At 60.4% G+C, this 23,754-nt stretch carries 24 protein-coding genes; 17 read left to right on the top strand and 7 right to left on the bottom strand.

Features of this window, described 5'->3' with window-relative positions:
- Positions 1-34: 34 nt before the first annotated feature.
- Both ACM6IT_RS04955 and ACM6IT_RS04960 read left to right on the top strand, forming a co-directional pair.
- Positions 35-1,345: an MFS transporter gene (locus ACM6IT_RS04955; protein ID WP_056727199.1), complete on the top strand. Its 1,311-nt coding sequence runs from the start codon at positions 35-37 to the stop codon at positions 1,343-1,345.
- Between the two features lie 60 nt (positions 1,346-1,405).
- Positions 1,406-2,209 (top strand): IclR family transcriptional regulator, encoded by an 804-nt coding sequence (locus ACM6IT_RS04960; RefSeq protein ID WP_056727198.1) that lies wholly within the window; start codon positions 1,406-1,408, stop codon positions 2,207-2,209.
- Here ACM6IT_RS04960 and ACM6IT_RS04965 read toward each other — a convergent pair.
- On the bottom strand, positions 2,206-3,258 hold the full coding sequence (locus ACM6IT_RS04965; protein ID WP_414917632.1) for an NAD(P)-dependent alcohol dehydrogenase: 1,053 nt from the start codon (positions 3,256-3,258) through the stop codon (positions 2,206-2,208). The two genes, ACM6IT_RS04960 and ACM6IT_RS04965, sit on opposite strands and share 4 nt — an antisense overlap.
- Before the next feature lie 191 nt (positions 3,259-3,449).
- Here ACM6IT_RS04965 and ACM6IT_RS04970 point away from each other — a divergent pair, with 191 nt between their 5' ends.
- Positions 3,450-4,340, top strand: coding sequence for an AraC family transcriptional regulator (locus tag ACM6IT_RS04970; RefSeq protein WP_056727196.1), 891 nt, complete (start codon positions 3,450-3,452; stop codon positions 4,338-4,340).
- Between the two features lie 198 nt (positions 4,341-4,538).
- Here ACM6IT_RS04970 and ACM6IT_RS04975 read toward each other — a convergent pair whose 3' ends face one another.
- On the bottom strand, positions 4,539-6,203 hold the full coding sequence (locus tag ACM6IT_RS04975; RefSeq protein WP_056727195.1) for an electron transfer flavoprotein-ubiquinone oxidoreductase: 1,665 nt from the start codon (positions 6,201-6,203) through the stop codon (positions 4,539-4,541).
- A gap of 548 nt (positions 6,204-6,751) precedes the next feature.
- Between ACM6IT_RS04975 and ACM6IT_RS04980 the strand changes: the two genes are divergently transcribed.
- The 10 genes from ACM6IT_RS04980 to ACM6IT_RS05025 all read left to right on the top strand — a co-directional run bounded on the left by ACM6IT_RS04980 (position 6,752) and on the right by ACM6IT_RS05025 (position 16,357).
- Positions 6,752-7,501 carry an electron transfer flavoprotein subunit beta/FixA family protein gene (locus ACM6IT_RS04980; RefSeq protein WP_007987229.1) on the top strand — a complete coding sequence of 250 codons (750 nt, stop codon included), beginning with the start codon at positions 6,752-6,754 and terminating at the stop codon, positions 7,499-7,501.
- Positions 7,502-8,431 carry an electron transfer flavoprotein subunit alpha/FixB family protein gene (locus ACM6IT_RS04985; protein WP_056727194.1) on the top strand — a complete coding sequence of 310 codons (930 nt, stop codon included), beginning with the start codon at positions 7,502-7,504 and terminating at the stop codon, positions 8,429-8,431. It abuts the gene before it with no gap.
- Between the two features lie 80 nt (positions 8,432-8,511).
- Positions 8,512-9,363, top strand: coding sequence for a substrate-binding periplasmic protein (locus tag ACM6IT_RS04990; RefSeq protein ID WP_414914928.1), 852 nt, complete (start codon positions 8,512-8,514; stop codon positions 9,361-9,363).
- A gap of 9 nt (positions 9,364-9,372) precedes the next feature.
- Entirely contained in the window at positions 9,373-9,729 is a 357-nt protein-coding gene (locus ACM6IT_RS04995; RefSeq protein WP_056727192.1) for a DUF4398 domain-containing protein, read from the top strand.
- Positions 9,726-10,538 (top strand): OmpA family protein, encoded by an 813-nt coding sequence (locus tag ACM6IT_RS05000; protein ID WP_057713742.1) that lies wholly within the window; start codon positions 9,726-9,728, stop codon positions 10,536-10,538. Before ACM6IT_RS04995 ends, ACM6IT_RS05000 begins: the two co-directional genes overlap by 4 nt.
- Positions 10,539-10,813: 275 nt before the next feature.
- The gene (locus tag ACM6IT_RS05005; RefSeq protein ID WP_056727190.1) at positions 10,814-12,253 is read left to right on the top strand and encodes a PLP-dependent aminotransferase family protein; all 1,440 of its coding nucleotides are present in this window, start codon (positions 10,814-10,816) and stop codon (positions 12,251-12,253) included.
- An 80-nt stretch (positions 12,254-12,333) separates the two neighbouring features.
- Positions 12,334-12,813: a hypothetical protein gene (locus tag ACM6IT_RS05010; RefSeq protein ID WP_056727189.1), complete on the top strand. Its 480-nt coding sequence runs from the start codon at positions 12,334-12,336 to the stop codon at positions 12,811-12,813.
- A 166-nt stretch (positions 12,814-12,979) separates the two neighbouring features.
- Positions 12,980-13,234 carry a YkgJ family cysteine cluster protein gene (locus ACM6IT_RS05015; protein WP_414914929.1) on the top strand — a complete coding sequence of 85 codons (255 nt, stop codon included), beginning with the start codon at positions 12,980-12,982 and terminating at the stop codon, positions 13,232-13,234.
- A gap of 86 nt (positions 13,235-13,320) precedes the next feature.
- Positions 13,321-13,926 (top strand): START domain-containing protein, encoded by a 606-nt coding sequence (locus ACM6IT_RS05020; RefSeq protein WP_056727188.1) that lies wholly within the window; start codon positions 13,321-13,323, stop codon positions 13,924-13,926.
- A gap of 337 nt (positions 13,927-14,263) precedes the next feature.
- Entirely contained in the window at positions 14,264-16,357 is a 2,094-nt protein-coding gene (locus ACM6IT_RS05025; RefSeq protein ID WP_056727187.1) for an LTA synthase family protein, read from the top strand.
- A 59-nt stretch (positions 16,358-16,416) separates the two neighbouring features.
- On the opposite strand, the gene ACM6IT_RS05030 is transcribed toward ACM6IT_RS05025, so the two are convergent.
- Complete coding sequence (locus ACM6IT_RS05030) at positions 16,417-16,575, bottom strand: DUF3309 family protein (RefSeq protein ID WP_172435350.1); 159 nt, start codon at positions 16,573-16,575, stop codon at positions 16,417-16,419.
- Between the two features lie 29 nt (positions 16,576-16,604).
- Here ACM6IT_RS05030 and ACM6IT_RS05035 point away from each other — a divergent pair, with 29 nt between their 5' ends.
- The 4 genes from ACM6IT_RS05035 to csrA all read left to right on the top strand — a co-directional run bounded on the left by ACM6IT_RS05035 (position 16,605) and on the right by csrA (position 18,408).
- Entirely contained in the window at positions 16,605-16,784 is a 180-nt protein-coding gene (locus ACM6IT_RS05035; protein WP_156385853.1) for a hypothetical protein, read from the top strand.
- A 70-nt stretch (positions 16,785-16,854) separates the two neighbouring features.
- Positions 16,855-17,670 (top strand): SDR family oxidoreductase, encoded by an 816-nt coding sequence (locus tag ACM6IT_RS05040; protein ID WP_008048965.1) that lies wholly within the window; start codon positions 16,855-16,857, stop codon positions 17,668-17,670.
- 64 nt (positions 17,671-17,734) lie between these two features.
- A complete protein-coding gene (locus ACM6IT_RS05045; protein WP_056727186.1) occupies positions 17,735-18,067 on the top strand; it encodes a YnfA family protein in 333 nt (110 codons plus the stop codon).
- 155 nt (positions 18,068-18,222) lie between these two features.
- Positions 18,223-18,408 (top strand): carbon storage regulator CsrA, encoded by a 186-nt coding sequence (gene csrA, locus ACM6IT_RS05050; protein WP_409078920.1) that lies wholly within the window; start codon positions 18,223-18,225, stop codon positions 18,406-18,408.
- 5 nt (positions 18,409-18,413) lie between these two features.
- Here the strand turns inward: csrA and ACM6IT_RS05055 are convergent, their stop codons facing one another.
- The 4 genes from ACM6IT_RS05055 to ACM6IT_RS05070 form a co-directional block, all read right to left on the bottom strand.
- On the bottom strand, positions 18,414-18,641 hold the full coding sequence (locus tag ACM6IT_RS05055) for a YheU family protein (protein WP_056727184.1): 228 nt from the start codon (positions 18,639-18,641) through the stop codon (positions 18,414-18,416).
- Between the two features lie 210 nt (positions 18,642-18,851).
- Positions 18,852-20,042, bottom strand: a complete 1,191-nt coding sequence (locus tag ACM6IT_RS05060; protein ID WP_056727183.1) for an osmoprotectant NAGGN system M42 family peptidase — start codon at positions 20,040-20,042, stop codon at positions 18,852-18,854.
- A 124-nt stretch (positions 20,043-20,166) separates the two neighbouring features.
- Complete coding sequence (ngg, locus tag ACM6IT_RS05065) at positions 20,167-21,915, bottom strand: N-acetylglutaminylglutamine synthetase (RefSeq protein ID WP_414914931.1); 1,749 nt, start codon at positions 21,913-21,915, stop codon at positions 20,167-20,169.
- Between the two features lie 3 nt (positions 21,916-21,918).
- Positions 21,919-23,691 (bottom strand): N-acetylglutaminylglutamine amidotransferase, encoded by a 1,773-nt coding sequence (locus ACM6IT_RS05070; RefSeq protein WP_414917633.1) that lies wholly within the window; start codon positions 23,689-23,691, stop codon positions 21,919-21,921.
- Positions 23,692-23,754: the final 63 nt, after the last annotated feature.

A 23,754-nucleotide genomic window follows, 5' to 3' on the forward strand; every position in this document is an offset into this window, starting at 1 on the left:
TTGACCTCAATAACCATAAGAAGAGGCACCCCTCATGCAACCGCAAACCCTCACCGGGCAGGCGTCGTTGGTGACGCCCAGCCGCAAGCGTTTTTTCATCATGGTGCTGTTGTTCATCACTGTGGTGATCAATTACCTGGACCGCAGCAACCTGTCGATTGCCGCCCCGGCATTGACCAGTGACCTGGGCATCGACCCGATCCACGTCGGCCTGATCTTCTCCGCGTTCGGCTGGACCTACGCCGCCATGCAAATCCCCGGCGGCTGGCTGGTGGACCGCGTGCCGCCACGGATTCTGTACAGCGTCGCCTTGCTGCTGTGGTCGGTGGCCACGGTGATGCTCGGCTTTGCCGCCAGCTTCATCGCGCTGTTCGTGTTGCGCATGGCGGTCGGTGCCCTGGAAGCGCCGGCCTATCCGATCAACAGCCGGGTGGTCACCACCTGGTTCCCGGAGCGCGAGCGCGCCACGGCCATCGGTTTCTACACCTCCGGGCAGTTCGTCGGCCTGGCCTTCCTGACGCCGGTGCTGGCCTGGCTGCAGCACGAATTCGGCTGGCACATGGTGTTCGTCGCCACCGGAGCGGTAGGCATTGTGTGGGCGGTGATCTGGTACGCGGTGTATCGCGAACCACGGGATTTCAAAGGCGCCAATGACGCAGAGATTGATCTGATCCGCGAGGGCGGCGGGCTGGTGGATATCCAGGCCGAACAGGCCAAGGTCAAAGCCCGGTTCAGTTGGACCGACCTGGGGATCGTCCTGACCAAGCGCAAGCTGTGGGGCATCTACCTTGGGCAGTTCTGCCTCAACTCGACCCTGTGGTTCTTCCTCACCTGGTTCCCGACCTACCTGGTGAAGTATCGCGGCATGGACTTCATCAAATCCGGCCTGCTGGCGTCGCTGCCGTTTCTCGCGGCCTTTGTCGGTGTGCTGTGTTCCGGGTTCTTCTCGGACTTTTTGATCCGTCGCGGCTACACGGTGGGTTTCGCCCGCAAGTTGCCGATCATCAGCGGCCTGCTGATTTCCACCTCGATCATTGGCGCCAACTTTGTCGAGTCGACGCCCTTGGTGATTGCCTTCCTCGCGCTGGCGTTCTTTGGCAATGGCCTGGCCTCGATTACCTGGTCGCTGGTGTCGACCTTGGCTCCGGCGCGCTTGCTCGGGCTGACCGGCGGGGTGTTCAACTTCATCGGCAACCTGTCGGCGATTGCCACGCCTATCGTGATCGGCTTCCTCGCGACGGGTGATTCTTTTGCCCCTGCAATCACCTACATTTCGGTGCTGGCGTTGATTGGCGCACTGTCCTACATCTTGCTGGTGGGCAAGGTCGAGCGTATCAAGTTGTAGTCGTGGCATTCGGGCGACCATAATGCCGCCCGTTCACTCGCTCAACGGTAAAGGCTGGATATGCAGGAAGACGCCCCAAAAATCGCCAAGGACGCCGCGCCGACCGGCACCCAGACCCTGCTTCGCGGTTTGGGTGTGGTTCACGCCGTGGCCAGCGGCGCCCGGGATCTCAAGGAAATCGCCCGGCTGATTGGCACCACGCGCAGCACCACCCATCGCCTGGCCAGTTGCCTGGTGGACGAGCGTTATCTGCGGGTGGTGCCGCAAGTCGGTTATCTGCTGGGGCCGAAACTGATCGAATTGGGCTTTCAGGCCCGTGAAGAGTTGCCGTTGGTGACCCTGGCCGGGCCGTATCTGGATGAGTTGTCGGCGTTGACCGGCGACACCATTCACCTGGCGATTCGTGAGGGCGACGAAGTGCTGTACCTGCACAAGAATCCGGGGCGCAATGGTCCGGAAATGCGTTCGCGGGTCGGCCATCGCATGCCGTTGGCGCGCACCGGGATCGGCAAGGCGCTGATGCTCGATGATTCGCCGCAAGAGTGGCAGCGCCTGTACGAAGTCAGCCTGCCGGTGGGTGGGAAAAACCAGTTCTGGCCGCAGCACCCGGAGCAATCCTGGGAGCAATTCGAGCAGCGCATGGTCGAGTACGTGGCCGGCGGTTATGCCTTCGACCTGGAAGACAACGAGCCGTCGATCCGCTGCGTAGCCGCGCCGATCCGCGATGCCAGCAAACGCATTGTCGCCGGTATCAGCATCGCCAGTACCGTACCGTATATGCCGCTGGAAAAAATGGCCGAGCTGATTCCCCTGATCAAAGGGGTCACGGCCCGGCTGTCGGCGGAGCTTGGCCTTAAGGTTTAAACCTTGAGGGTCGCCATGTCGATGACGAAGCGGTATTTCACGTCACCGGCGATCATGCGGGCGTAAGCCTCGTTGATCTGGCGGATGTCGAGCATCTCGATGTCGCAGGTGATGTTGTGCTCGGCGCAGAAATCCAGCACTTCCTGGGTTTCGGCGATGCCGCCGATCAGCGAGCCGGCGAGCACGCGACGTCCCAATACCAGTTTGGCGGCATGCACCGGTGGCTCCACCGGTTCGATCAACCCCACCAGGATATGCACGCCGTCGAAACGCAGCGTATCGAGGTATGGGTTGAGGTCGTGCTGCACCGGAATGGTGTCGAGCAGGAAATCGAAGTGACCGGCGGCAGCCTGCATCTGCGCGTCATCGGTGGACACGATCACATGGTCCGCACCCTGGCGGCGAGCCTCTTCGGCCTTGCTTGCCGAGCGGGTGAACAGCGTCACTTGCGCGCCCAGGGCCTTGGCGAACTTGATACCCATGTGGCCCAGGCCACCCATGCCGAGAATCCCGACCTTGTCACCGGCCTTCACGCCGTAGTGCTTGAGCGGCGAGTAGGTAGTGATGCCGGCGCACAGGATCGGCGCGGCGCTGGCCGGGTCCAGTGACTTGGGAATGCGCACCACGAAGTGCTCGCTGACCACGATGCTGTCGGAATAGCCGCCCATGGTGTTGCTACCGTCGACCCGATCCGGGGTGGCGTAGGTCAGGGTCGGGCCTTCGAGGCAGTATTGCTCCAGGTTGGCCTGGCAGGCTTCGCAGCTGCGGCACGAGTCGACCATGCAGCCGACACCGACCAGATCGCCGATTTTGTGCTGGGTGACTTTCGCACCGACGGCGGTTACCTTGCCTACGATTTCGTGGCCGGGCATCAGCGGGTAAACGGCAATGCCCCACTCGTTGCGGGCCTGATGGATGTCGGAATGGCAGACGCCGCAGTAGAGAATCTCGATGGCAACGTCGTCAGGCCTTGGGCTGCGACGTTCGAATTTCACGGGGGCAAGGGGAGTGGTGGCCGACTGGGCGGCGTATCCGATGGCGGTGTACATGGTGAACCTCGCAAAAGCGCTGACGGGTGAGGTGGCGCATTCTGGGCGCCGAACCCTGTACCGGCCATGGTGATTCCTCCGGGTGTCATGCCTATTCCTCCGGCATGCGGGTGTGAGCCGTCGCATTGGTCAGCGGATCTGCGATGATGCTTTCGTCCCTTTTTCCGCGATTTTTTCTGTGAAGTGCCCCGATGCTGTTAACCCGTCACCTTGATGCCAATGCCACCCTGGTTTCGCTGATCGAGCCGCTGTCCACTCGCGACGGTTTCGTCCCGACTGCCTTGCCGGGCGTGCAGGTTCTGCGGGCCAGCTGCGATGTGGCCCGTGGGCCGCAGATCTACGAGCCGAGCCTGGTGATCATCGCCCAGGGCAGCAAACTGGCGTACCTGGGGCCGCGCACCCTGGAATATGGCGCAGGGCACTACCTGATTCAGGCGCTGCCGGTGCCGTTCGAGTGTGAAACCTTTGCCGCGCCGGACGGGCCGATGCTCGGGGTGTCGGTCGCGATCGACCGGGTGATGCTGGGCGAGTTGGTATTGGCGATGGGCCTGGCGCCGGGGCGGCATATTCCGGCGCAAACACCTGAGTCCATGACCTGCGCAGTGCTCGATGATGCGATGCGTGGTTGTGTCGAACGATTGTTGCGTTGCCTGCACGATCCGCTGGAATGCCAGATCATGGGGCAAGCGCGTTTGCGTGAGCTGCTGTTCGTCGCATTGCGCGGTCCGCAAGCCGATGTATTGCGAGCACTGGTGGAGCAGCAGGGGCAGTTCGCCCGGATCGCGGCCTCCCTCAGTCATCTGCATGCGCATTTTGCCGAACCGTTGAACGTCGAGACCCTGGCCAGTTGCGCGAACATGAGTGCATCGACCTTTCACGAGCATTTCAAGCGCAGCACCTTGTTGTCGCCGGTGCAGTATCTGAAGCGATTACGTCTGCTGCGGGCGCAGCAGTTGTTGGTGGGGGAGGGGTTGGGCGTGGCGCAGGTGGCGCATCGGGTGGGGTATCAGAGCACTTCGCAGTTCAGTCGCGAGTACAAACGGTACTTCGAGCGTAATCCTGGCGACGAGCGTGCAGCCTGACTCACCGCCAATCCCCTGTGGGGGCGGCGGTGCGGCGATCCGACTGCTCGCGAAAACGGTGTGTCAGTCAGTATAAATGGTGAAGGATCAACCGTATTCGCGAGCAAGCCCGCTCCCACATTTGTCTTGTGGTGTGGCTTGAATCGCGGGCAACAAAAAGGCCCCCATGTCGGGAGCCTTGATGTTCAGCGGTTCGGCTTACATGTTCGGGTAAGTCGGGCCGCCAGCGCCTTCCGGTGTCACCCAGGTGATGTTCTGTGCAGGGTCCTTGATGTCGCAGGTCTTGCAGTGAACGCAGTTCTGGGCGTTGATCTGGAAGCGCTTCTCGCCGTCTTCCTTGGTGATCACTTCATACACGCCGGCCGGGCAGTAACGCTGTGCCGGTTCATCGTATAGCGGCAGGTTCTTGCTGATCGGGATGCTTGGGTCGGTCAGCTTCAGGTGGCACGGCTGTTCTTCTTCGTGGTTGGTACCGGAGATGAACACCGAGCTCAATTTGTCGAAGCTGAGCTTGCCGTCCGGTTTCGGGTAGTCGATCTTCTTGCAGTCGGCCGCGAGCTTGAGGCAAGCGTAATCCGGCTTGGTGTCGTGCAAGGTGAACGGCAGTTTGCCGCCGAAGATGTTCTGGTCCAGCCAGTTGAAACCGCCACCGACGATGGCGCCGAACTTGTGGATCGCCGGGCCGAAATTGCGGCTGGCGAACAGTTCTTCGTAGAGCCAGCTCTTCTTGAACGCGTCGACGTAGGTGGTCAGCTCTTCGGTGCCATCCTTCTCGGCGAACAGCGCGTCAGCCACGGATTCAGCGGCGAGCATGCCGGACTTCATCGCAGTGTGGCTGCCCTTGATCTTGGCGAAGTTCAGGGTGCCGAGGTCGCAACCGATCAGCGCGCCGCCCTTGAATACCATTTTCGGCAGCGAGTTCAGGCCGCCCTTGCTGATGGCACGTGCGCCGTAGCTGATGCGCTTGCCGCCTTCCAGGTACTGGGCAAGCACCGGGTGATGCTTGAGGCGCTGGAACTCGTCGAACGGCGACAGGTAGGTGTTGCTGTAGGACAGGTCGACGATCAGGCCAACCACGACCTGGTTGTTTTCCAGGTGGTAGAGGAACGAGCCACCGGTGTTCTCGGTGCCCATGATGTCCATCGGCCAACCGGCGGTGTGCACCACCAGGCCAGGCTGGTGCTTGGCCGGATCGACTTCCCAGATTTCTTTCAGGCCGATGCCGTAGTGCTGGGCATCAGCGTCAGTGTCCAGGTTGAAGCGCTTGATCAGTTGCTTGCCGATGTGGCCGCGGCAACCTTCGGCGAACAGCGTGTATTTGCCACGCAGTTCCATGCCGGGGGTGTACAGGCCTTCCTTCGGGTTGCCTTCGCGGTCGACGCCCAGGTCACCGGTGATGATCCCGCGAACCACGCCGTTCTCATCGATCAGCGCTTCCTGAGCGGCGAAGCCCGGGTAGATTTCCACGCCCAGGTTCTCGGCCTGCTGGGCCAGCCAGCGGCACAGGTTGCCCAGGGAGATGATGTAGTTGCCTTCGTTGTGCATGGTCTTGGGCACAAAGAAGTCTGGAATTTTCTGCGCGCTTTCAGCGTTCTTGAGAACGAAGATGTCGTCGCGGGTTACCGGCGTGTTCAGCGGCGCGCCGAGTTCTTTCCAGTTCGGGAACAGTTCGTTCAGGGCCCGTGGTTCGAACACGGCGCCGGACAGGATGTGAGCACCGACTTCGGAGCCTTTTTCGACCACGCAGACGCTGATTTCCTTACCGGCTTCAGCGGCCTTCTGCTTCAAGCGGCAGGCGGCGGAAAGACCAGCGGGGCCGGCACCGACGATGACCACGTCGAATTCCATGTATTCGCGTTCCACAGGTTATCTCCTACTCAAGGCTCAACAGTTTTTTTTCTAATTTGGAAGTCGGGTGTCGCATCCATGAATCCCGGCGCAACGCCGGAAGAGGACAATCGATTGACCACCTTTCTCTTTTGGTGGCGCATTATATCTACACCACTCTCAGCGTCCAATACAAACGTTTGTTTGAATTGGCTCAAAGCCAGAGAAATCAAAGTCACGCGCCTTATGAACGGCCATTTTGGCGTATTGACCGGAATAGGCGTTCCGGTCAAGATACGGGCGGTTTTGCGCTCGCCGTAGGCTGACTGTTGGTTTCAAGAGCACCTCTAAAGACAGGGCGATGGCAGTAGAGAGTGATGTGCTGCGCGGGTTTGATGTGCAGTTTACACGCCGCGATGTTGAATGACTCGTCAGTCACCACTGACGAACGGTCATCCAGATCATGAGCGATGGTCACTTGACAGCTTTGCCGGCGTTTTTGGAGGTGCCCTTGCGCCCGATGAGCATCAACCGCCAGGTTCGCCTAGGCGACTTTCTTTTCACCGGAGAGTAACGAGGAATCCATGAAGGTTCTTGTAGCTGTCAAACGCGTTGTGGATTACAACGTCAAGGTTCGCGTCAAGGCGGACAATTCCGGCGTCGATCTTGCCAACGTCAAGATGTCGATGAACCCGTTCTGCGAAATCGCCGTGGAAGAAGCCGTACGCCTGAAAGAGAAGGGTGTTGCGACTGAAATCGTCGTCGTCTCCGTAGGCCCGTCCACCGCTCAAGAGCAACTGCGCACCGCGCTGGCTCTGGGTGCCGACCGCGCCATCCTCGTCGAGTCCGCCGAAGACCTGACTTCCCTGGCTGTTGCCAAACTGTTGAAAGCTGTTGTCGACAAGGAACAGCCTCAGCTGGTGATCCTTGGCAAACAGGCCATCGACAGCGACAACAACCAGACTGGCCAGATGCTTGCTGCATTGAGCGGCTACGGTCAGGGTACGTTCGCTTCGAAAGTCGAAATCAGCGGCGACAGCGTAGCTGTCACCCGCGAAATCGACGGCGGCGCGCAGACAGTTTCCCTGAAACTGCCGGCCATCGTCACCACTGACCTGCGTTTGAACGAGCCGCGCTACGCGTCTCTGCCAAACATCATGAAAGCCAAGAAGAAGCCTCTCGAAGTGCTGACTCCGGATGCTTTGGGCGTTTCCACCGCCTCCACCAACAAGACTGTGAAAGTCGAAGCGCCGGCTGCACGCAGCGCGGGTATCAAGGTCAAGTCGGTGGCTGAACTGGTCGAGAAACTGAAAAACGAAGCGAAGGTAATCTAAATGACTATCTTGGTTATTGCTGAACACGACAACAAAGTGCTGGCCCCGGCCACGCTGAACACCGTTGCTGCTGCCGCCAAAATCGGTGGCGACATCCACGTTCTGGTTGCCGGCCAGGGCGCTGGCGCCGTGGCTGAAGCCGCTGCGAAAGTCGCTGGCGTGGCTAAAGTGCTGGTGGCCGATAACGCTGCCTACGCTCACCAGCTGCCGGAAAACGTTGCTCCTCTGGTTGCAGAGTTGGGTAAGGGCTACAGCCACATCCTGGCTGCCGCTACTTCCAACGGCAAAAACATCCTGCCGCGCGTTGCCGCTGCACTGGACGTTGACCAGATCTCCGAGATCATCTCGGTAGAAAGCGCCGACACCTTCAAGCGTCCGATCTACGCCGGTAACGCCATCGCTACCGTTCAGTCGAACGCTGCGGTCAAGGTGATCACCGTGCGTGCCACCGGTTTCGACCCGGTTGCAGCTGAAGGCGGCTCCGCTGCCGTTGAAGCTGTTGCTGCTGCCCACGACGCTGGCATCTCCAGCTTCGTTGGCGAAGAACTGGCCAAGTCCGATCGTCCGGAATTGACCGCTGCCAAAATCGTCGTTTCCGGCGGTCGCGGCATGCAGAACGGCGACAACTTCAAACACCTGTACGCCCTGGCCGACAAGCTGGGCGCTGCCGTCGGTGCTTCGCGCGCCGCGGTCGACGCAGGCTTTGTACCGAACGATATGCAGGTCGGTCAGACCGGCAAGATCGTTGCTCCACAGCTGTACATCGCCGTCGGTATCTCCGGCGCGATCCAGCACCTGGCCGGCATGAAAGACTCCAAAGTGATCGTTGCGATCAACAAGGACGAAGAAGCGCCGATCTTCCAGGTGGCCGATTACGGCCTGGTGGCGGACCTGTTCGAAGCCATCCCTGAGCTGGAGAAGCTGGTCTAATCCGGCTGCTTCACTTATAAAGAGCCCGGCCTTTTGGTCGGGCTTTTTTTTGTTCCGGATTTGAATGGGAGTGTGATGCCATGGATCTGCGTCGCCTGTGCGGCTGGTCGTTGCTGCTGCTGGGACTGTCGGCTATGCCGGCACTGTCTGTCGCCGCGGGTAAATGCGAGCACCTGGTGGTCACCGGCAGCCCGGATGCGCCACCGTACCTGTGGCAAGACCCGCAGAATCCCAAATACCTGATCGGTGCCAGCGCCGATTTGCTGCAGCAAGTGGCGGGGGAGTTGGGGCTCAAGGTCGAACTGCTTTATGCCGGCAAACGCGCCCAGGCCCTGGACGAAGTGCGCAGTGGGCGCATGGACATGCTGGCGGACGCGGCGTTGACCGTCAGCGAGCTGGAAACCCTGGATTACATTCATCCAGCCTTGCTGGAAAACGACTATCTGGTCTGGACTCGCAAGGACTCGACCCTGGTCTACAACGAAGCACAGGACCTGCACGGCCATCCCGGTGCCGTGTCGGAAAAGGCCCGAATGACCGCGCAATTCAGCACCTTTGCCGGGCAGCAACTGACCCTCACGCGCACGTCCAACCTGACCCAGGCCTTTCAGAAACTGCTGTTGGGTGAAGTCGAGTTTGTACTGGCAGGGCGTTACTCGGGCATGGCGACTGCACAGACACTGGGCATGGCCGCTGATCTGATCGCACGCTCACAACCGGTCGACAAACCTGGCCTGTACCTGGCGATTTCCCATGACTCGGCCTGCAACGATCCGTGGTTGCGCGGACAGTTGGCCAAAAAGATGACAGAATTGCCCGCGTCCGGACTGACGGAGGCCGTGCTGATGCGCAATATCGAGCGATGGAAAGCACAACGCTCACAACCACAGCCAATCCCCCAGCAACAACCCGTCAGTACCCCAAAACAGTAAGGATTTTCAGTGAGTATTCGACCTCTTTTCGCTGCCGTGGCCTTTGCCGCCCTGGCGGGTTGTGCAACCGATCCTGCGCCGAATGAACAGATTCGCCTGACCGAACAGGCACTCGAACAGGCCAAGGCCGTGGGCGCCACGGCAGACGATGTGCCGGAAATGAAACTGGCCGAAGACAAGTTCAACCGCGCCAAGGGCAACATGACCGATCAATCCTTCAAAAACGCACGCATGCGGGCCGAACAGGCCGAACTCGATGCGCGCCTGGCTGAAGCCAAGGTATTGACGGCCAAGAGCGAGGAACAGTTGAACGTGCTCAACACCCGCATCGCCCGCCTGCGCAAGCAACTGGGAGATGCCCAATGAGCCTCAAGAGCAAAGCCCTCGGCGGTTTGATCCTGGCAGGCTGCGCGAGCCTCTTTGGCTGCGCCAGCCAGCACAGCGAGTCCGCGTTGCAGCAGGCCGGTGCCGACTTTCAGAAGGTCAAGGAAGACTCCAATGTACTGCGAATCGCCCCCAAGGACGTGATTCGCGCCGGTGAATCCCTGGCCCGTGCCGATCGCCTGTCCAGCTATTGGGGCAGCGGTTCGGACGTGGTGCATTACGCCTACCTGAGCCAGCGCTACAGCGCCATTGCCCGGGAACACACCAATCAGGTGCTTAACGAAGAGCAGGCGGCGAAACTCGAACTGGAACGGCAGCGCCTGCAACTGGCACTGCGTGAGTCCAAACTGTTCAGCGTGCAGCAGCAAGGCAAATGGCTCGAGGAGCAGATCCTTGCATTGACCACCAGCCAGACCGACCGCGGGCTGGTGATGACCTTGGGCGATATGCTGTTCGACACCGGCGAAGCGGAATTGAAGCCGTCGGCCAACCGTGTGGTGTTGAAGATCGTGCAGTTCCTGCAACTCAACCCCAAGCGTGTGGTGCGGATCGAAGGTTATACGGACAGTACCGGGGGCAAGCAGGAAAACCTCAAGCTGTCCCGCGACCGCGCACAATCGGTGGCTGACGTGCTGATGGACCTGGGTATCGACGACAAGCGCATCCAGGTCGAAGGTTATGGCGACGAGTATCCGGTGGACGCGAATGCGTCGGAACGGGGTCGGGCGCAGAATCGTCGGGTGGAAATTGTGTTTTCCGACGAAAAGGGCCAGCTCGGCGCCGCCCGGTAGGAGCTGGCGGAGCCTGCGATCTTTTGATCTTGCTCTTGATACTCGAGTGGGGCTGGAAAGATCGCAGCCTCGTTTCACTCGACAGCTCCTACAACCCGGCCTGCCATGCAGCGCCGGTTTTTTTTTGCCTGCCGATTACCGCACAAAACAGTACAGATTTTGCTGACACTGCACTGTACGGTCGACTATTGTGGCAACTGTTCCCGTACACTTCTAAACTGTTCCGGTATTGTTTCACACAAGAATAAAATGCCCGTGAAATCGAGTGCTGCGTCATGACCAACCTTTTGCTCTATCAACGTATTGCTCAACAACTGGCCGAAGACATCCGCCGTGGGGTCTATCAGCCGGGGGAGCGCGTGCCTTCGGTGCGCAAGATGAGCTCGCAGCTCAATGTCAGCCATGCGACGGTGTTGCAGGCGTATGCCAATCTCGAAGATCAAGGGTTGATCCGCGCCCGGCCGCAGTCGGGTTACTACGTGCACCAGACGCCGGCACTCACCGCGCCGACGCCGGACATCGCCCGGGTCGAGCGCCCCGGGCTGGTCACCCGCAGCAGCATCATTCAGCAAGTGCTGGTCGAATCCCGTCGTGAAGGTGTCTTCCCGCTGGGCGCTGCGGTGCCGAGTGTCGACTATTTGCCGGTGCGGGCACTGCATCAGCAATTGGCCAAGGTCACCCGTTTCCATAGCCCGCGGGCCTTCAGCTACATGTTCAGCCCCGGTTTCGAGCCGTTGCGCCGACAGGTGGCGATCCGCATGCGCGATGCCGGCGTGGTGGTCGATCCGTCGGAGGTGGTGATCACTCACGGTTGTGTCGATGCGCTGCAGATGTCCCTGCGCGTGCTGACCCGTCCGGGCGATCTGATCGCGGCCGAGTCGCCGACCTATTACGGCTTGCTGCAACTGGCTGACCTGCTGGGCCTCAAGGTCATCGAGATCCCCAGCGATCCCGCCACGGGCATGAGCCTGGAAGCCCTGCAACTGGCGGCCAACCAATGGTCGATCAAGGCGTTGGTGCTGACCACCCGACTGAGCAATCCATTGGGTGGCACCATGCCCGAGGAGCGGCAGAAACAATTGCTGCGCCTGGCGTCGGACTTCGATATCCAGGTTGTCGAAGACGATATCTACGGTGAATTGATGTTCGAGCAGGGGCGCACCAAGTCCCTCAAGGCCTACGATCGGCTGGACCGGGTGATCTATTGCTCGAGCTTCTCCAAGACCCTGTCGCCTGGCGTGCGGATCGGCTGGATGATTGCCGGCAAGTACCAGCAGGAGATCCAGCGCTTGCAGACCTTCAGTACGCATTCCGCGTGCAGCGTGACCCAGATGGGCATTGCCGCGTACCTGGAAAACGGCGGGTACGACCGGCATTTGCGTTTCATCCGTCAGGAATACCGGAAAAACCTCAGTGCCTTCCAGCTGGCCGTGCAGCAGTATTTCCCGGAAGGTACGCAGATGACCCGGCCTACCGGCGGCTTCATTCTGTGGGTCAGCCTGCCGGGGCGGGTCAACACGCAAGAGTTGCACGTGCGGGCATTGCAGCAGGGCATCAGTATCGCGCCGGGACTGATCTTCAGTAATACCGAGCAATTCAATCACTGCATCCGGCTCAACTGCGGCATCCCGTGGAACCGTGAAGCCGAGCGCGCATTGATGACCCTGGGCATGCTGGCCACCCAACTCTGCCAGGAGATGGCCGTCGGTTTGTAACAGGCTGCGACTACGCTTGTCTTGTGGGCTGCAACAGGCCAGCATATGCATCTCTGCCGTTTGCACCCACCGTTGGATACATGAAACCGACTTTTCCTGCCGCCTGGCTTTTGCTCTGCCTGATTGCGAGTATTCAACCGGCATCCGTCGTGGCGGCTACCGAGCAGGATCAGGCAACCGGCAGTTTCCACGTCGCACCGATAGACACCGCACCTGTAAAAAAAGCCTCGGCGGCGAGTAAGCAGGCTGCGCCCGTGAAAAAGCGTCCGCCCATTGCCTCCAAATCGAAACCGGCCAGCGAGGTGGTAAAGACCGAGCTTCCATCTGCCAAGCTGGACCTGAGCTTGCCCAAGGATATGGTTCAAGAGCTCAAGCCGGTCGGAACGGTGCCGTTGGTCAGGCGTGAACCGTTGTTACCCCAGATGTTCGGTGACAAAAGCGGCAGCAGCGAGTTCCAGCTCAATGGTCGCCTGCTCAGCAACGAAATGCAGCTGCAACTGCGAAATGAAGAACGCCACGAGGTCGAAGGCGCGGCACTGGATTTCGAGTTCAAGCAGTAACCCCGTCAGGATCCGCGAGCCGCAGGCCAGACGCTTTGTCGGAGACTGGCCGGTCATGCCCGTTTGCGTTGAAAAACCCGCTCGCAGGTAATTTAAAACAACTGTTTAAGCGGGTACTCTGTGCCCCGTCCATTAACACATTGCTCGTCGCGAGGAGCTTGTCGTCATGAAATGCCGTGAGGGCTGTGGCGCTTGTTGCATTGCCCCTTCCATCAGTTCGCCGATTCCCGGTATGCCAAACGGCAAGGCCGCGGGGCAGCGTTGCCTGCAACTTTCCTCCGATAACCTGTGCAGTATTTTCGGCCAGCCGGAACGGCCGATGGTGTGTTCTGCCTTCGAGGCCGACCCCGAGGTGTGCGGAAGCAGCAGCGAAGAGGCCATCCGGTTGATTGGCTGGTGGGAACAAATGACGGCGGCGTGATGTGTGGGCTTGCACCTCCGAAAAACCTGAAGGTGATCGGAGGTGCAGGCCCAACGAACGGAACTTCAACAATAAGGAATAAGACTATGGGTTCGCTGCATCGTATGGCTGTGTTGTGTGGTTTGACGGTTGCGCTGGCTACCTCGACGGCCCAGGCCGAAGACTGGAAAGTCAAAAAGGACGAAGACGGCATCAAGATCTCCCTGAGTGAAGTGGCCGGCTCCGACTACAAGGCTTACCAGGGCGTCACATTGATGAAGACCACCATGGCCAAGCTGCGTGCGTTGCAGGAAGACGTACCCGGAGCCTGCGCCTGGATTCACGAATGCAAAACCCAGAAGCTGCTCAAGCACGAAGGTGACCAGAGCTGGACCTACACCCAGTTCAACACCCCGTGGCCGGTTACTCCCCGTGATTCTGTGTTGCACGTCACCACCATCGAAGGCGCCGATGGCAGCCTGACCCGCAAGCTTGAAGGCGTACCGAAGTACATTCCTGAAGAAAAAGGCTTCGTCCGGGTCGCCAAGGTCGACGGTTTCTGGAAGTTCGTCCCCAAGGGCGACCAGATCGAAGTGACCTATCAGGTGCACACTGAGCCGGGCGGCAGCGTGCCGTCGATGGTGGCCAACAAGTTCGTGGTGGATGCCCCGTTCAATACCTTGAAAGCCCTCAAGGAACGCGCCGAGAAGTAAATGTCTCGCGCTTTTGAGGTGACTTCGTAACGCCCCGACTCGATCGGGGCGTTTGCGTTTTTGACCGCTGCGCAGGCTTTAATTTGTTTCTGGATATGCGTTGCACGAAATTTTCACCCACTCTCCAAGACAATTCGCCGGCTCTCCCGTAACACCCTGTGTATTGCTGAATGCAGGATGAAAGAGTCGGGATGAGGGTAGTTATCAATGGCAATGCTGCCGTTGATCGTGCAACATTTGCGCACCGCGCAAACCCCCAGGCCTGGTACGGGCCGAAAAGAGGGCAAGGCGCAGCTGTATTTTTGAAACTTCAACTTCCAATGGGTCCTAAAACGACATGGCAATCCCGGACGCCCTGAATCAGCAGCGAGCTTCTAGTCGCCTGCTGCAACCGACCGTCAAATCGCATCTGGCCTACACGCTGTTGTGTGCCCTGGTCATGATGGTCATGTTCAGCCTGCTGCGCGTCGCGCTGCTGGCTTACAACAGCTCGATGATCCTCGACACACCGGCCTCGACCTTCCTCGAGGCATTCGCCAACGGTCTGCGCTTCGACCTGCGCCTGGTGGTCTATCTCAGTATCCCGTTGCTGCTGGCCTTGTTCAGTGCCCGGGCCATGGCCGCACGCGGGCTGTTCCGTCTGTGGTTGACGATCGTCTCCAGCATTGCGCTGTTCCTGGGCCTGATGGAGATGGACTTCTATCGTGAGTTCCACCAGCGCCTCAACGGGCTGGTCTTCCAGTACGTCAAGGAAGATCCGAAAACCGTGATGAGCATGCTCTGGTACGGTTTCCCGGTGGTCCGTTACCTGCTGGCCTGGGCCGTGGGCACCTGGATCCTGAGCCTGGCGTTCAAGGGCGCCGATCGTGCGACCCGCCCTCGTGGCCCGTTCAGTGGCGGCAGCATCGGCACACGCCAGGTTGCGCCGTGGTACTCGCGTATCGCGGTATTCGTGGTGTGCCTGCTGGTTTGCGTGGTCGCTGCCCGTGGCACCCTGCGCCAGGGCCCGCCGCTGCGTTGGGGTGACGTCTATACCACCGACTCGAATTTCGCCAACCAGTTGGGCCTCAATGGCACGTTGTCGCTGGTAGCCGCCGCCAAGAGCCGGATGTCCGAAGATCGCGACAATATCTGGAAGGCGACCCTGCCGCAGCCACAAGCCCAGCAAGTGGTGCGTGACATGCTGGTGTTGCCGGCCGAGAAATTGGTGGATGCCGACACCGCGGCGGTACGTCGCGATTACACCCCTCCAGCCGACAAGACCCTGCCGATCAAGAACGTCGTCGTAATCCTGATGGAAAGCATGGCCGGTCACTCGGTGGGTGCTCTGGGTGGCCCGGGCAACATCACGCCGTACCTCGACAAACTGTCGAAGGAGGGCTTGCTGTTCGACCGCTTCTTCTCCAACGGTACCCATACCCACCAGGGCATGTTCGCCACCATGGCCTGCTTCCCGAACCTGCCGGGCTTCGAATACCTGATGCAGACCCCGGAAGGCAGCCACAAGCTGTCCGGTCTGCCGCAGTTGCTCAGCGCCCGCGACTTCGACGACGTGTATGTCTACAACGGCGATTTCGCCTGGGATAACCAGTCGGGTTTCTTCAGCAACCAGGGCATGACCAACTTCATCGGCCGTAACGATTTCGTGAATCCGGTGTTCTCTGATCCGACCTGGGGCGTGTCCGACCAGGACATGTTCGACCGTGGCCTGGTCGAACTCAAGGCACGGGAAAACGGCAAGCCGTTCTATGCCTTGCTGCAAACCCTGTCCAACCACACGCCTTACGCCTTGCCGACGCCATTGCCGGTTGAGCGCGTGACCGATCGTGGCAGCCTGAACGAACACCTGACCGCCATGCGTTACTCGGACTGGGCGCTGGGCCAGTTCTTTGAAAAGGCCCGAAAGGAGCCGTACTTCAAGGAAACCCTGTTTGTCATCGTCGGTGACCACGGTTTTGGTAACGAACAGCAGATCACCGAAATGGACCTGGGCCGCTTCAACGTGCCGATGCTGATGATCGCGCCGGGCATCCAGGACAAATTCGGCCAGCGTGACCACACCGTGGGCACTCAGATCGACATCGTGCCGACCATCATGGGCCGCATTGGTGGTGAGGTGCGTCATCAGTGCTGGGGGCGCGACCTGCTCAACCTGCCCGAAGGCGACGCCGGTATTGGTGTGATCAAGCCGTCGGGCAGCGAGCAGACCACGGCCATCCTTACCGCAGACCAGATTCTTGTCCTGCCGAAGGACAAGGACATGGCGCCGAAGTTGTATCAGTATGAATTGGGGGACAAGCCTCGCGCCGAAGTCATTGCCGATGCGCCGCGTACCGCCGAGTTGAAACTCAAGCTCGAAGCGTTCCTGCAAACAGCGACCAAGAGCCTGCTGGACAACACCGCCGGTGTTGTTGATGGCAAGCCGGACTAAGTTGTGACGCAATAGAAAAGAGGCCCTTCAAGGGCCTCTTTTTTTTGCCTGGCGGATATTTATATTCGGCCAAGCAAGAGCAGGATCAACAGCACCACCAATACGACGCCGATGATTCCGGACGGGCCGTAACCCCAACTTCTGGAGTGCGGGAAGACCGGTAAACCACCGATCAGTAACAGGATCAGAATGATGATCAGTATTGTGCCCATGTCTATTTCCTTGTCGAAAATGCAGTGGATTGACCATGCCAATCAAGGTCAGCTGGAATGAAGTAGATTCGAGCTGCTTAAAAATTCCGACTCTTGCGGTTGCAGGAAAATTCCAAGTTTTTTTGAAGTATTTCGGACGGGTTCTTATTTCTTTTGTAGTTGCCTTGGTTGCGTCTGGCGCTCCCGCAGTTTGCTCGGGCCATTCAGCAATCTGATGGAGCGTGGGTCGGGCAATTTCCTTCGCTACACTCGGTGCATCTTCCGAGAACAACAAGGCTGTTTGCTATGCAAAATCGCATGATGATCACTGGTGCAGGCTCTGGCCTGGGTCGCGAAATCGCGCTGCGCTGGGCGCGTGAAGGCTGGCAACTGGCCTTGTCGGACGTTAGCGAGCCCGGCTTGCAGGAAACCCTCAAGCTGGTCCGCGAAGCGGGCGGCGACGGTTTTATCCAGCGTTGCGACGTACGCGATTACAGCCAGTTGACTGCGTTCGCCCAGGCCTGCGAGGTCAAGCTCGGCGGCATCGATGTCATCGTCAATAACGCGGGTGTAGCGTCTGGAGGGTTTTTCAGTGAGTTGTCCCTGGAGGACTGGGACTGGCAGATCGCGATCAACCTGATGGGCGTGGTCAAGGGCTGTAAGGCTTTCCTGCCACTGCTGGAAAAAAGCAAAGGTAAAATCATCAACATCGCGTCCATGGCGGCGCTGATGCAAGGCCCGGCGATGAGCAACTACAACGTGGCCAAGGCGGGCGTGGTGGCGTTGTCCGAAAGCCTGCTGATCGAGCTGGCGCATCAGGAAGTCGGCGTGCATGTGGTGTGTCCGTCGTTCTTCCAGACCAACCTGCTGGACTCCTTCCGCGGCCCGACTCCGGCCATGAAAGCCCAGGTCGGCAAGTTGCTGGAAAGCTCGCCGATCAGCGCCGCCGACATCGCCGACTACATCTATCGGCAGGTCGCCGCCGGCGAGTTCATGATCCTGCCCCACGAGCAGGGACGCATGGCCTGGGCGATCAAGCAGAAGAACCCGCAATTGCTCTACAACGAAATGACCGCCATGGCCGACAAAATGCGCGCCAAGGCCAGGCAATCGGCAAGCTGATCTTGCCCGCAGGCAATGCTGTGGTTAGGGTGGCCGCCATCGGCCATCCTCGCGAGACGCTTGCATGCTCAATTACCTGTGGTTTTTCCTCGCCGCGCTGTTCGAAATTGCCGGTTGTTTTGCCTTCTGGATGTGGTTGCGCCAGGGTAAAAGCATGTGGTGGGTGGTGCCGGCGCTCCTGAGCCTGACCCTGTTTGCCCTGCTGCTGACCCGGATCGAAGCCACCTACGCCGGCCGCGCCTATGCCGCTTACGGAGGCATCTACATCATTGCCTCGATCGGCTGGTTGGCCGTGGTCGAGCGGATTCGCCCCCTGGGTTCGGACTGGCTCGGCGTGGCGCTGTGTGTGATCGGCGCGAGCATCATTCTGTTCGGGCCTCGATTCTCCGTGTCCTGACAGACCAGCCCCTACATTCAATCGGCCTGTCAGACCTTTCCGTAAGTGCCGTACGTCAAGGGCTGTCAGTCCGGTCTGGTTTGCTGTCGGAGCATTGTGGGTGTACGTCGGGCCGGGCATCTTCAAGGGCCAGAAACCCCTGAAGGACACTCCTCATGCTCGTACTCACTCGTGTTGTGGGCGAAACCATTTCCATCGGTGACAACATTACCGTGCGCGTTCTCGCGATCAATGGAAACAACATTCGCTTTGGCGTCGAAGCGCCCCGGGACGTCAATGTGCACCGCTGCGAAATCTACGAACGCATCCAGAAAAAACTGGCGAAAACCAAGGGACGCTGAAGACTTCAGTCAAACAGGTGTTTGGGCACGTCGTGCTTGAGCATCAGTTGGCATTGCTCGCTTTCCGGGTCGAAGACAATCAGTGCCTGGCCCTTGGTCAGCGCCTGGCGCACGCGCAGTACACGGGTTTCCAGGGGCGTGTCGTCACCATTGTCCGTGCCGTCGCGGGTCACGAAATCCTCGATCAGGCGGGTGAGGGTGTCGACTTGGAGTTGGTCGTGGGGGATCAGCATAGGCACCTCGGTTGGATCAATGGCGCGATGCTACGGCGAATGGCCGGTATCGGCTAGCCTGGGATTTGATGTCGTCTGCTCTGACGCCATCGCGAGCAAGCTCGCTCCCACAGGGTTCAGTGGCGAACCGGGTAATTGTGTTCACCACCGATCAACTGTGGGAGCGAGCTTGCTCGCGATGGCGATCTCTCCAGCAACAAAAAAACCGGATCAGCTCTCCGAACGCTGCCCCACCAGGCTGTCCACCGACGGTACCCGCGTGTCGCTTTCCATCTGAGTGTCATGTTCGAGCTGATGGCTGAAGCGATCCAGTGAGCCCTTGGCCGGTTGTGCATCGCTGGCAAACACGGGCGGGCTGAGGATGTACGCACCAAGCAGGCGGCTCAGGGCGGCGAGGCTGTCGATGTGAGTGCGCTCGTAACCGTGGGTGGCATCGCAGCCGAAGGCGAGCAGGGCGGTGCGAATATCGTGGCCGGCGGTGACCGCAGAGTGTGCGTCGCTGAAGTAGTAGCGGAACAGGTCCCGGCGTGCCGGCAACTCGTTGTCGCTGGCCAGGCGCAAGAGGTGGCGCGACAGGTGATAGTCATAGGGCCCGCCGGAATCCTGCATCGCGATGCTCACCGCGTGCTCGCTGGAGTGTTGACCTGGCGCGACCGGTGCGATGTCGATGCCGACGAACTCACTGACATCCCAGGGCAGTGCCGCCGCCGCGCCGCTGCCGGTTTCTTCGGTGATGGTGAACAGCGGATGGCAGTCGATCATCAGTTCTTCGCCACTGTCGACGATGGCCTTGAGCGCCGCCAGCAGTGCGGCCACCCCGGCCTTGTCGTCGAGGTGACGGGCACTGATGTGGCCGCTTTCGGTGAACTCCGGCAGCGGGTCGAAGGCGACGAAATCGCCGACGCTGATGCCCAGCGACTCGCAGTCGGCACGGGTGGCGCAGTAGGCGTCCAGGCGCAACTCGATGTGATCCCAACTGATTGGCATCTCATCCACGGCGGTATTGAATGCGTGCCCGGAAGCCATCAGCGGCAAGACGCTGCCACGGATCACACCACTGTCGGTAAACAGGCTGACCCGGCTGCCCTCGGCAAAACGGCTGGACCAGCAGCCGACGGGCGCGAGGGTCAGGCGGCCGTTGTCTTTCACTGCACGTACCGCCGCGCCGATGGTGTCCAGGTGGGCGGAAACGGCGCGGTCGGGGCTGTTTTTCTTGCCCTTGAGCGTGGCGCGGATGGTGCCGCGACGGGTCAGCTCGAAGGGAATGCCCAGTTCTTCAAGGCGTTCGGCGACGTAGCGCACGATGGTGTCGGTGAACCCGGTGGGGCTGGGAATGGCGAGCATTTCCAGCAGCACTTTTTGCAGGTAACCGAGGTCCGGCTCGGGGATTTTGCTGGTCATGGAAACTCCTGATTGGTTATCGCCTGTTCGGCCGCCTTCGCGAGCAAGCCCGCTCCCACAGGGGAATGCGATCACATGTGGGAGCGGGCTTGCTCGCGAAGGGGCCAGCCCAGGCAACGCATCACTAAGAGACCACCGGCTGACTGTACGGAAACAACAGATCCACAAACCGCTCCGCTGTCGGCTGCGGTTCATGGTTGGCCAGCCCGGCTCGTTCGTTGGCTTCGATAAACACATAGTCCGGCTGGTCAGCGGCCGTCACCATCAGGTCGAGGCCAACCATGGGAATGTCCAGTGCCCGCGCGGCCCGTACCGCCGCATCCACCAGCGTCGGGTGCAGGATCGCCGTGACGTCTTCAAGCACGCCGCCGGTATGAAGGTTCGCCGTGCGTCGCACGAACAGGTGCTCACCGGCCTGCAGAATGCTGCTGTAGTCGTATCCGGCTGCACGCAAGGTGCGCTGGGTTTCCTGGTCCTGCGGGATCTTGCTTTCGCCGCCCGTGGCCGCCTGTCGCCGCCGGCTCTGGGCTTCGATCAATGCACCGATGGAGTGCTGGCCGTCGCCCACCACTTCGGCTGGCCGGCGAATGGCGGCAGCGACCATTTCAAAACCGATCACCACAATGCGCAGGTCCAGGCCTTCGTGGAAACTTTCCAGCAGCACGCGGCTGTCGAAGTGGCGAGCGGCTTCTATGGCTTGCTGCACTTCCTCGATGGTGCGCAAATCCACCGCCACCCCTTGGCCCTGTTCACCATCCAGCGGCTTGACCACCACGCGCTGGTGTTCATCGAGGAAGGCCAGGTTGTCATCGGCGTTACCCGCCAGTTGCTGCGCCGGCAGGTTCAAGCCGGCAGCCTTGAGCACTTTGTGGGTCAGGCTTTTGTCCTGGCACAGGGTCATGCTGACGGCGCTGGTCAGGTCGCTCAGGGATTCGCGGCAGCGTACCCGGCGCCCGCCATGGCTGAGGGTGAACATCCCGGCATCGGCGTCATCGACGTGCACATCGATGCCACGACGGTGTGCTTCCTCGACAATGATCCGCGCGTAGGGGTTGAACGCGGCTTCCGGGCCGGGCCCGAGAAACAGCGGCTGATTGATGCCGTTCTTGCGCTTGATGGCGAAGGTCGTCAGGTTGCGAAAGCCGAGCTTGGCGTAAAGGCTTTTCGCCTGGCGGTTGTCGTGCAGCACCGACAGGTCGAGGCAGGCGAGCCCGCGACTCATGAAGTGTTCGATCAAATGCCGCACAAGCACTTCACCGACACCCGGCCGCGCACAATGCGGGTCGACCGCCAGGCACCACAGGCTGCTGCCGTTCTCCGGATCATTGAAGGCCTTGTGGTGGTTGAGGCCCATGACGCTGCCGATGACTGCGCCGCTGTCTTCGTCTTCGGCCAGCCAGTACACCGGGCCGCCCAGATGACGCGGCGTCAGCAGGGTGGCATCGATGGGCAACATGCCGCGGGCCTGATACAGCTGGTTGATGGCCTGCCAGTCGGCATCGCTTTGCGCGCGTCGAATGCGGAAACCGCGAAACACCCGGGTTGCCTGCCGGTAGTCGCTGAACCACAGGCGCAAGGTATCGGACGGGTCGAGGAACAGCTGCGTCGGCTCCAGTCCCAGTACTTGCTGGGGCGCGGCGACGTACAGGGCAATGTCCCGCTCGCCGGGTTGCTCGTTGAGCAACTCTCCGGCCAGGCTCGCGGCATCGGCAAAGGTGTGTCCGATCAGCAAGCGCCCCCAGCCGCAATGCACGGCAATCGGCGCACCGCCGAGTTCACAGCGATCCTCGGCCAGGCGTGCCTGCAAGCGTTCATAGGAGGGTGACTGGCCGCGCAACAGGCGTTGGCTGATAGCCGTGGCGTGAGGTTTCATCGGTCAGATTCCTTGTTCGCTGAGCCACAGGTTGAGGGCCGCCAGTTGCCACAGCTTCGAGCCGCGTAACGGTGTCAATTGCCCCTGTGGATCAGTCAGTAGACGGTCGAGCATCGCGGGGTTGAACAGGCCGCGATCCTGGCTGGGATCAAGCAGCAGTTCGCGCACCCATTCCAGCGTATCGCCCTGCAAATGCTTGAGGCCCGGCACCGGGAAGTAACCTTTCTTGCGGTCGATCACTTCACTGGGAATCACTTGTCGCGCGGCTTCTTTCAAGACTTGCTTGCCGCCGTCCGGCAGTTTGAAACGCCCCGGAATCCGTGCCGAGAGCTCCACCAGGCGGTAGTCGAGAAACGGCGTGCGCGCTTCCAGGCCCCAGGCCATGGTCATGTTGTCGACCCGTTTGACCGGGTCGTCCACCAGCATCACCGTACTGTCCAGACGCAAGGCCTTGTCCACCGCCGTATCGGCACCGGGCTGGGCGAAATGGGCTTTGACGAAGTCACCGGCGGCGTCATTCGCGGTCAGCCATTTCGGTTGCACGGTGGCGGCGTAGTCGTCGTAACTGCGGTCGAAAAATGCTTCGCGGTACGCGGCATATGGATCGCTCGCGCCGTCCACTTGCGGATACCAGTGGTAACCGGCGAACAGTTCATCGGCGCCCTGGCCGCTCTGGACCACCTTGCAATGTTTGGCCACTTCCCGGGACAACAGGTAGAAGGCGATGCAGTCGTGGCTGACCATCGGTTCGCTCATGGCACGGAACGCGGCGGGCAGTTGTTCGATGATTTCCTTTTCGTCGATGCGCAGTTGGTGATGTTGCGTGCCGTAGTGTCGGGCGATCAGGTCCGAATACTGGAACTCGTCCCCGCGCTCGCCACCGGCATCCTGGAAACCGATGGAGAAGGTCGACAGATTGTCCACGCCGACTTCCCGCAACAGGCCCACCAGCAGACTTGAGTCGACGCCGCCGGACAACAGCACGCCGACATCCACTGCCGCGCGTTGGCGGATGGCGACCGCTTCGCGGGTGCTGTCGAGCACACGGTCGCGCCAGTCTTCGAGGGTCAGATCCATCTCATCGGCGTGAGGGCCATAGGGCAGGGTCCACCAGGTTTTCTGCTCGGTGCGGCCATCGGCTTCGATGCGCATCCAGGTGGCCGGCGGCAGTTTTTCGATGCCCGCCAGCAAGGTGCGCGGTGCCGGGACCACGGCGTGGAAATTCAGGTAGTGATTGAGCGCCACGGGATCGAGGATCGGGCTGATGTCGCCGCCCTTGAGCAATGCCGGCAATGCCGAGGCGAAGCGCAGGCGCTGGCCGGTGCGCGACAGGTACAGCGGTTTCACGCCGAGACGGTCGCGGGCGATGAACAGGCGTTGGGCATCGCGCTCCCAGATGGCAAAGGCAAACATGCCGTTGAGTTTTGGCAGCAAGGCTTCGCCCCAGGCGTGATAGCCCTTGAGCAAGACTTCGGTGTCGCCACCGGAATAGAAGGCGTAACCCAGGTTTTCCAGTTCCGCGCGCAGTTCCGGAAAGTTGTAGATCGCCCCGTTGAAGGCCAGGGACAAGCCCAGTTGCGGGTCGATCATCGGCTGCGCCGAGCCGTCCGACAGGTCCATGATTTTCAGGCGCCGATGGCCCAGGGCAACCGGTCCCTGGCTATGAAATCCCCAGGCGTCGGGGCCGCGAGGGGCCAGGTGGTGGGTGATTCGTTCAATGGCTGCAAGGTCTGCAGGTTGGTGATCAAAACGTAACTCGCCAGCTAATCCGCACATAAATTCCTTACCGGTTTTTCCGTTGGGGAGGGTCGATCGATACCGCACCGAAACAGCGGGTGC

It is taken from the genome of Pseudomonas sp. IT-P4, from assembly GCF_949767755.1.
In the GTDB taxonomy this organism is placed as follows: Bacteria; Pseudomonadota; Gammaproteobacteria; order Pseudomonadales; family Pseudomonadaceae; genus Aquipseudomonas; species Aquipseudomonas monachiensis.

Coding starts and splice junctions, on each gene's coding strand:
- ACM6IT_RS04955 (WP_056727199.1), top strand. CDS start 35: ATGCAACCGCAAACCCTCACCGGGCAGGCGTCGTTGGTGACGCCCAGC.
- ACM6IT_RS04965 (WP_414917632.1), bottom strand. CDS start 3,258: ATGTACACCGCCATCGGATACGCCGCCCAGTCGGCCACCACTCCCCTT.
- ACM6IT_RS05020 (WP_056727188.1), top strand. CDS start 13,321: ATGGGTTCGCTGCATCGTATGGCTGTGTTGTGTGGTTTGACGGTTGCG.
- ACM6IT_RS05025 (WP_056727187.1), top strand. CDS start 14,264: ATGGCAATCCCGGACGCCCTGAATCAGCAGCGAGCTTCTAGTCGCCTG.
- ngg (WP_414914931.1), bottom strand. CDS start 21,915: ATGAAACCTCACGCCACGGCTATCAGCCAACGCCTGTTGCGCGGCCAG.
- ACM6IT_RS04960 (WP_056727198.1), top strand. CDS start 1,406: ATGCAGGAAGACGCCCCAAAAATCGCCAAGGACGCCGCGCCGACCGGC.
- ACM6IT_RS05005 (WP_056727190.1), top strand. CDS start 10,814: ATGACCAACCTTTTGCTCTATCAACGTATTGCTCAACAACTGGCCGAA.
- ACM6IT_RS05015 (WP_414914929.1), top strand. CDS start 12,980: ATGAAATGCCGTGAGGGCTGTGGCGCTTGTTGCATTGCCCCTTCCATC.
- ACM6IT_RS05070 (WP_414917633.1), bottom strand. CDS start 23,691: ATGTGCGGATTAGCTGGCGAGTTACGTTTTGATCACCAACCTGCAGAC.
- ACM6IT_RS05055 (WP_056727184.1), bottom strand. CDS start 18,641: ATGCTGATCCCCCACGACCAACTCCAAGTCGACACCCTCACCCGCCTG.
- ACM6IT_RS05060 (WP_056727183.1), bottom strand. CDS start 20,042: ATGACCAGCAAAATCCCCGAGCCGGACCTCGGTTACCTGCAAAAAGTG.
- csrA (WP_409078920.1), top strand. CDS start 18,223: ATGCTCGTACTCACTCGTGTTGTGGGCGAAACCATTTCCATCGGTGAC.
- ACM6IT_RS05045 (WP_056727186.1), top strand. CDS start 17,735: ATGCTCAATTACCTGTGGTTTTTCCTCGCCGCGCTGTTCGAAATTGCC.
- ACM6IT_RS04980 (WP_007987229.1), top strand. CDS start 6,752: ATGAAGGTTCTTGTAGCTGTCAAACGCGTTGTGGATTACAACGTCAAG.
- ACM6IT_RS04990 (WP_414914928.1), top strand. CDS start 8,512: ATGGATCTGCGTCGCCTGTGCGGCTGGTCGTTGCTGCTGCTGGGACTG.
- ACM6IT_RS05010 (WP_056727189.1), top strand. CDS start 12,334: ATGAAACCGACTTTTCCTGCCGCCTGGCTTTTGCTCTGCCTGATTGCG.
- ACM6IT_RS04985 (WP_056727194.1), top strand. CDS start 7,502: ATGACTATCTTGGTTATTGCTGAACACGACAACAAAGTGCTGGCCCCG.
- ACM6IT_RS05000 (WP_057713742.1), top strand. CDS start 9,726: ATGAGCCTCAAGAGCAAAGCCCTCGGCGGTTTGATCCTGGCAGGCTGC.
- ACM6IT_RS04970 (WP_056727196.1), top strand. CDS start 3,450: ATGCTGTTAACCCGTCACCTTGATGCCAATGCCACCCTGGTTTCGCTG.
- ACM6IT_RS05040 (WP_008048965.1), top strand. CDS start 16,855: ATGCAAAATCGCATGATGATCACTGGTGCAGGCTCTGGCCTGGGTCGC.
- ACM6IT_RS05035 (WP_156385853.1), top strand. CDS start 16,605: ATGCCAATCAAGGTCAGCTGGAATGAAGTAGATTCGAGCTGCTTAAAA.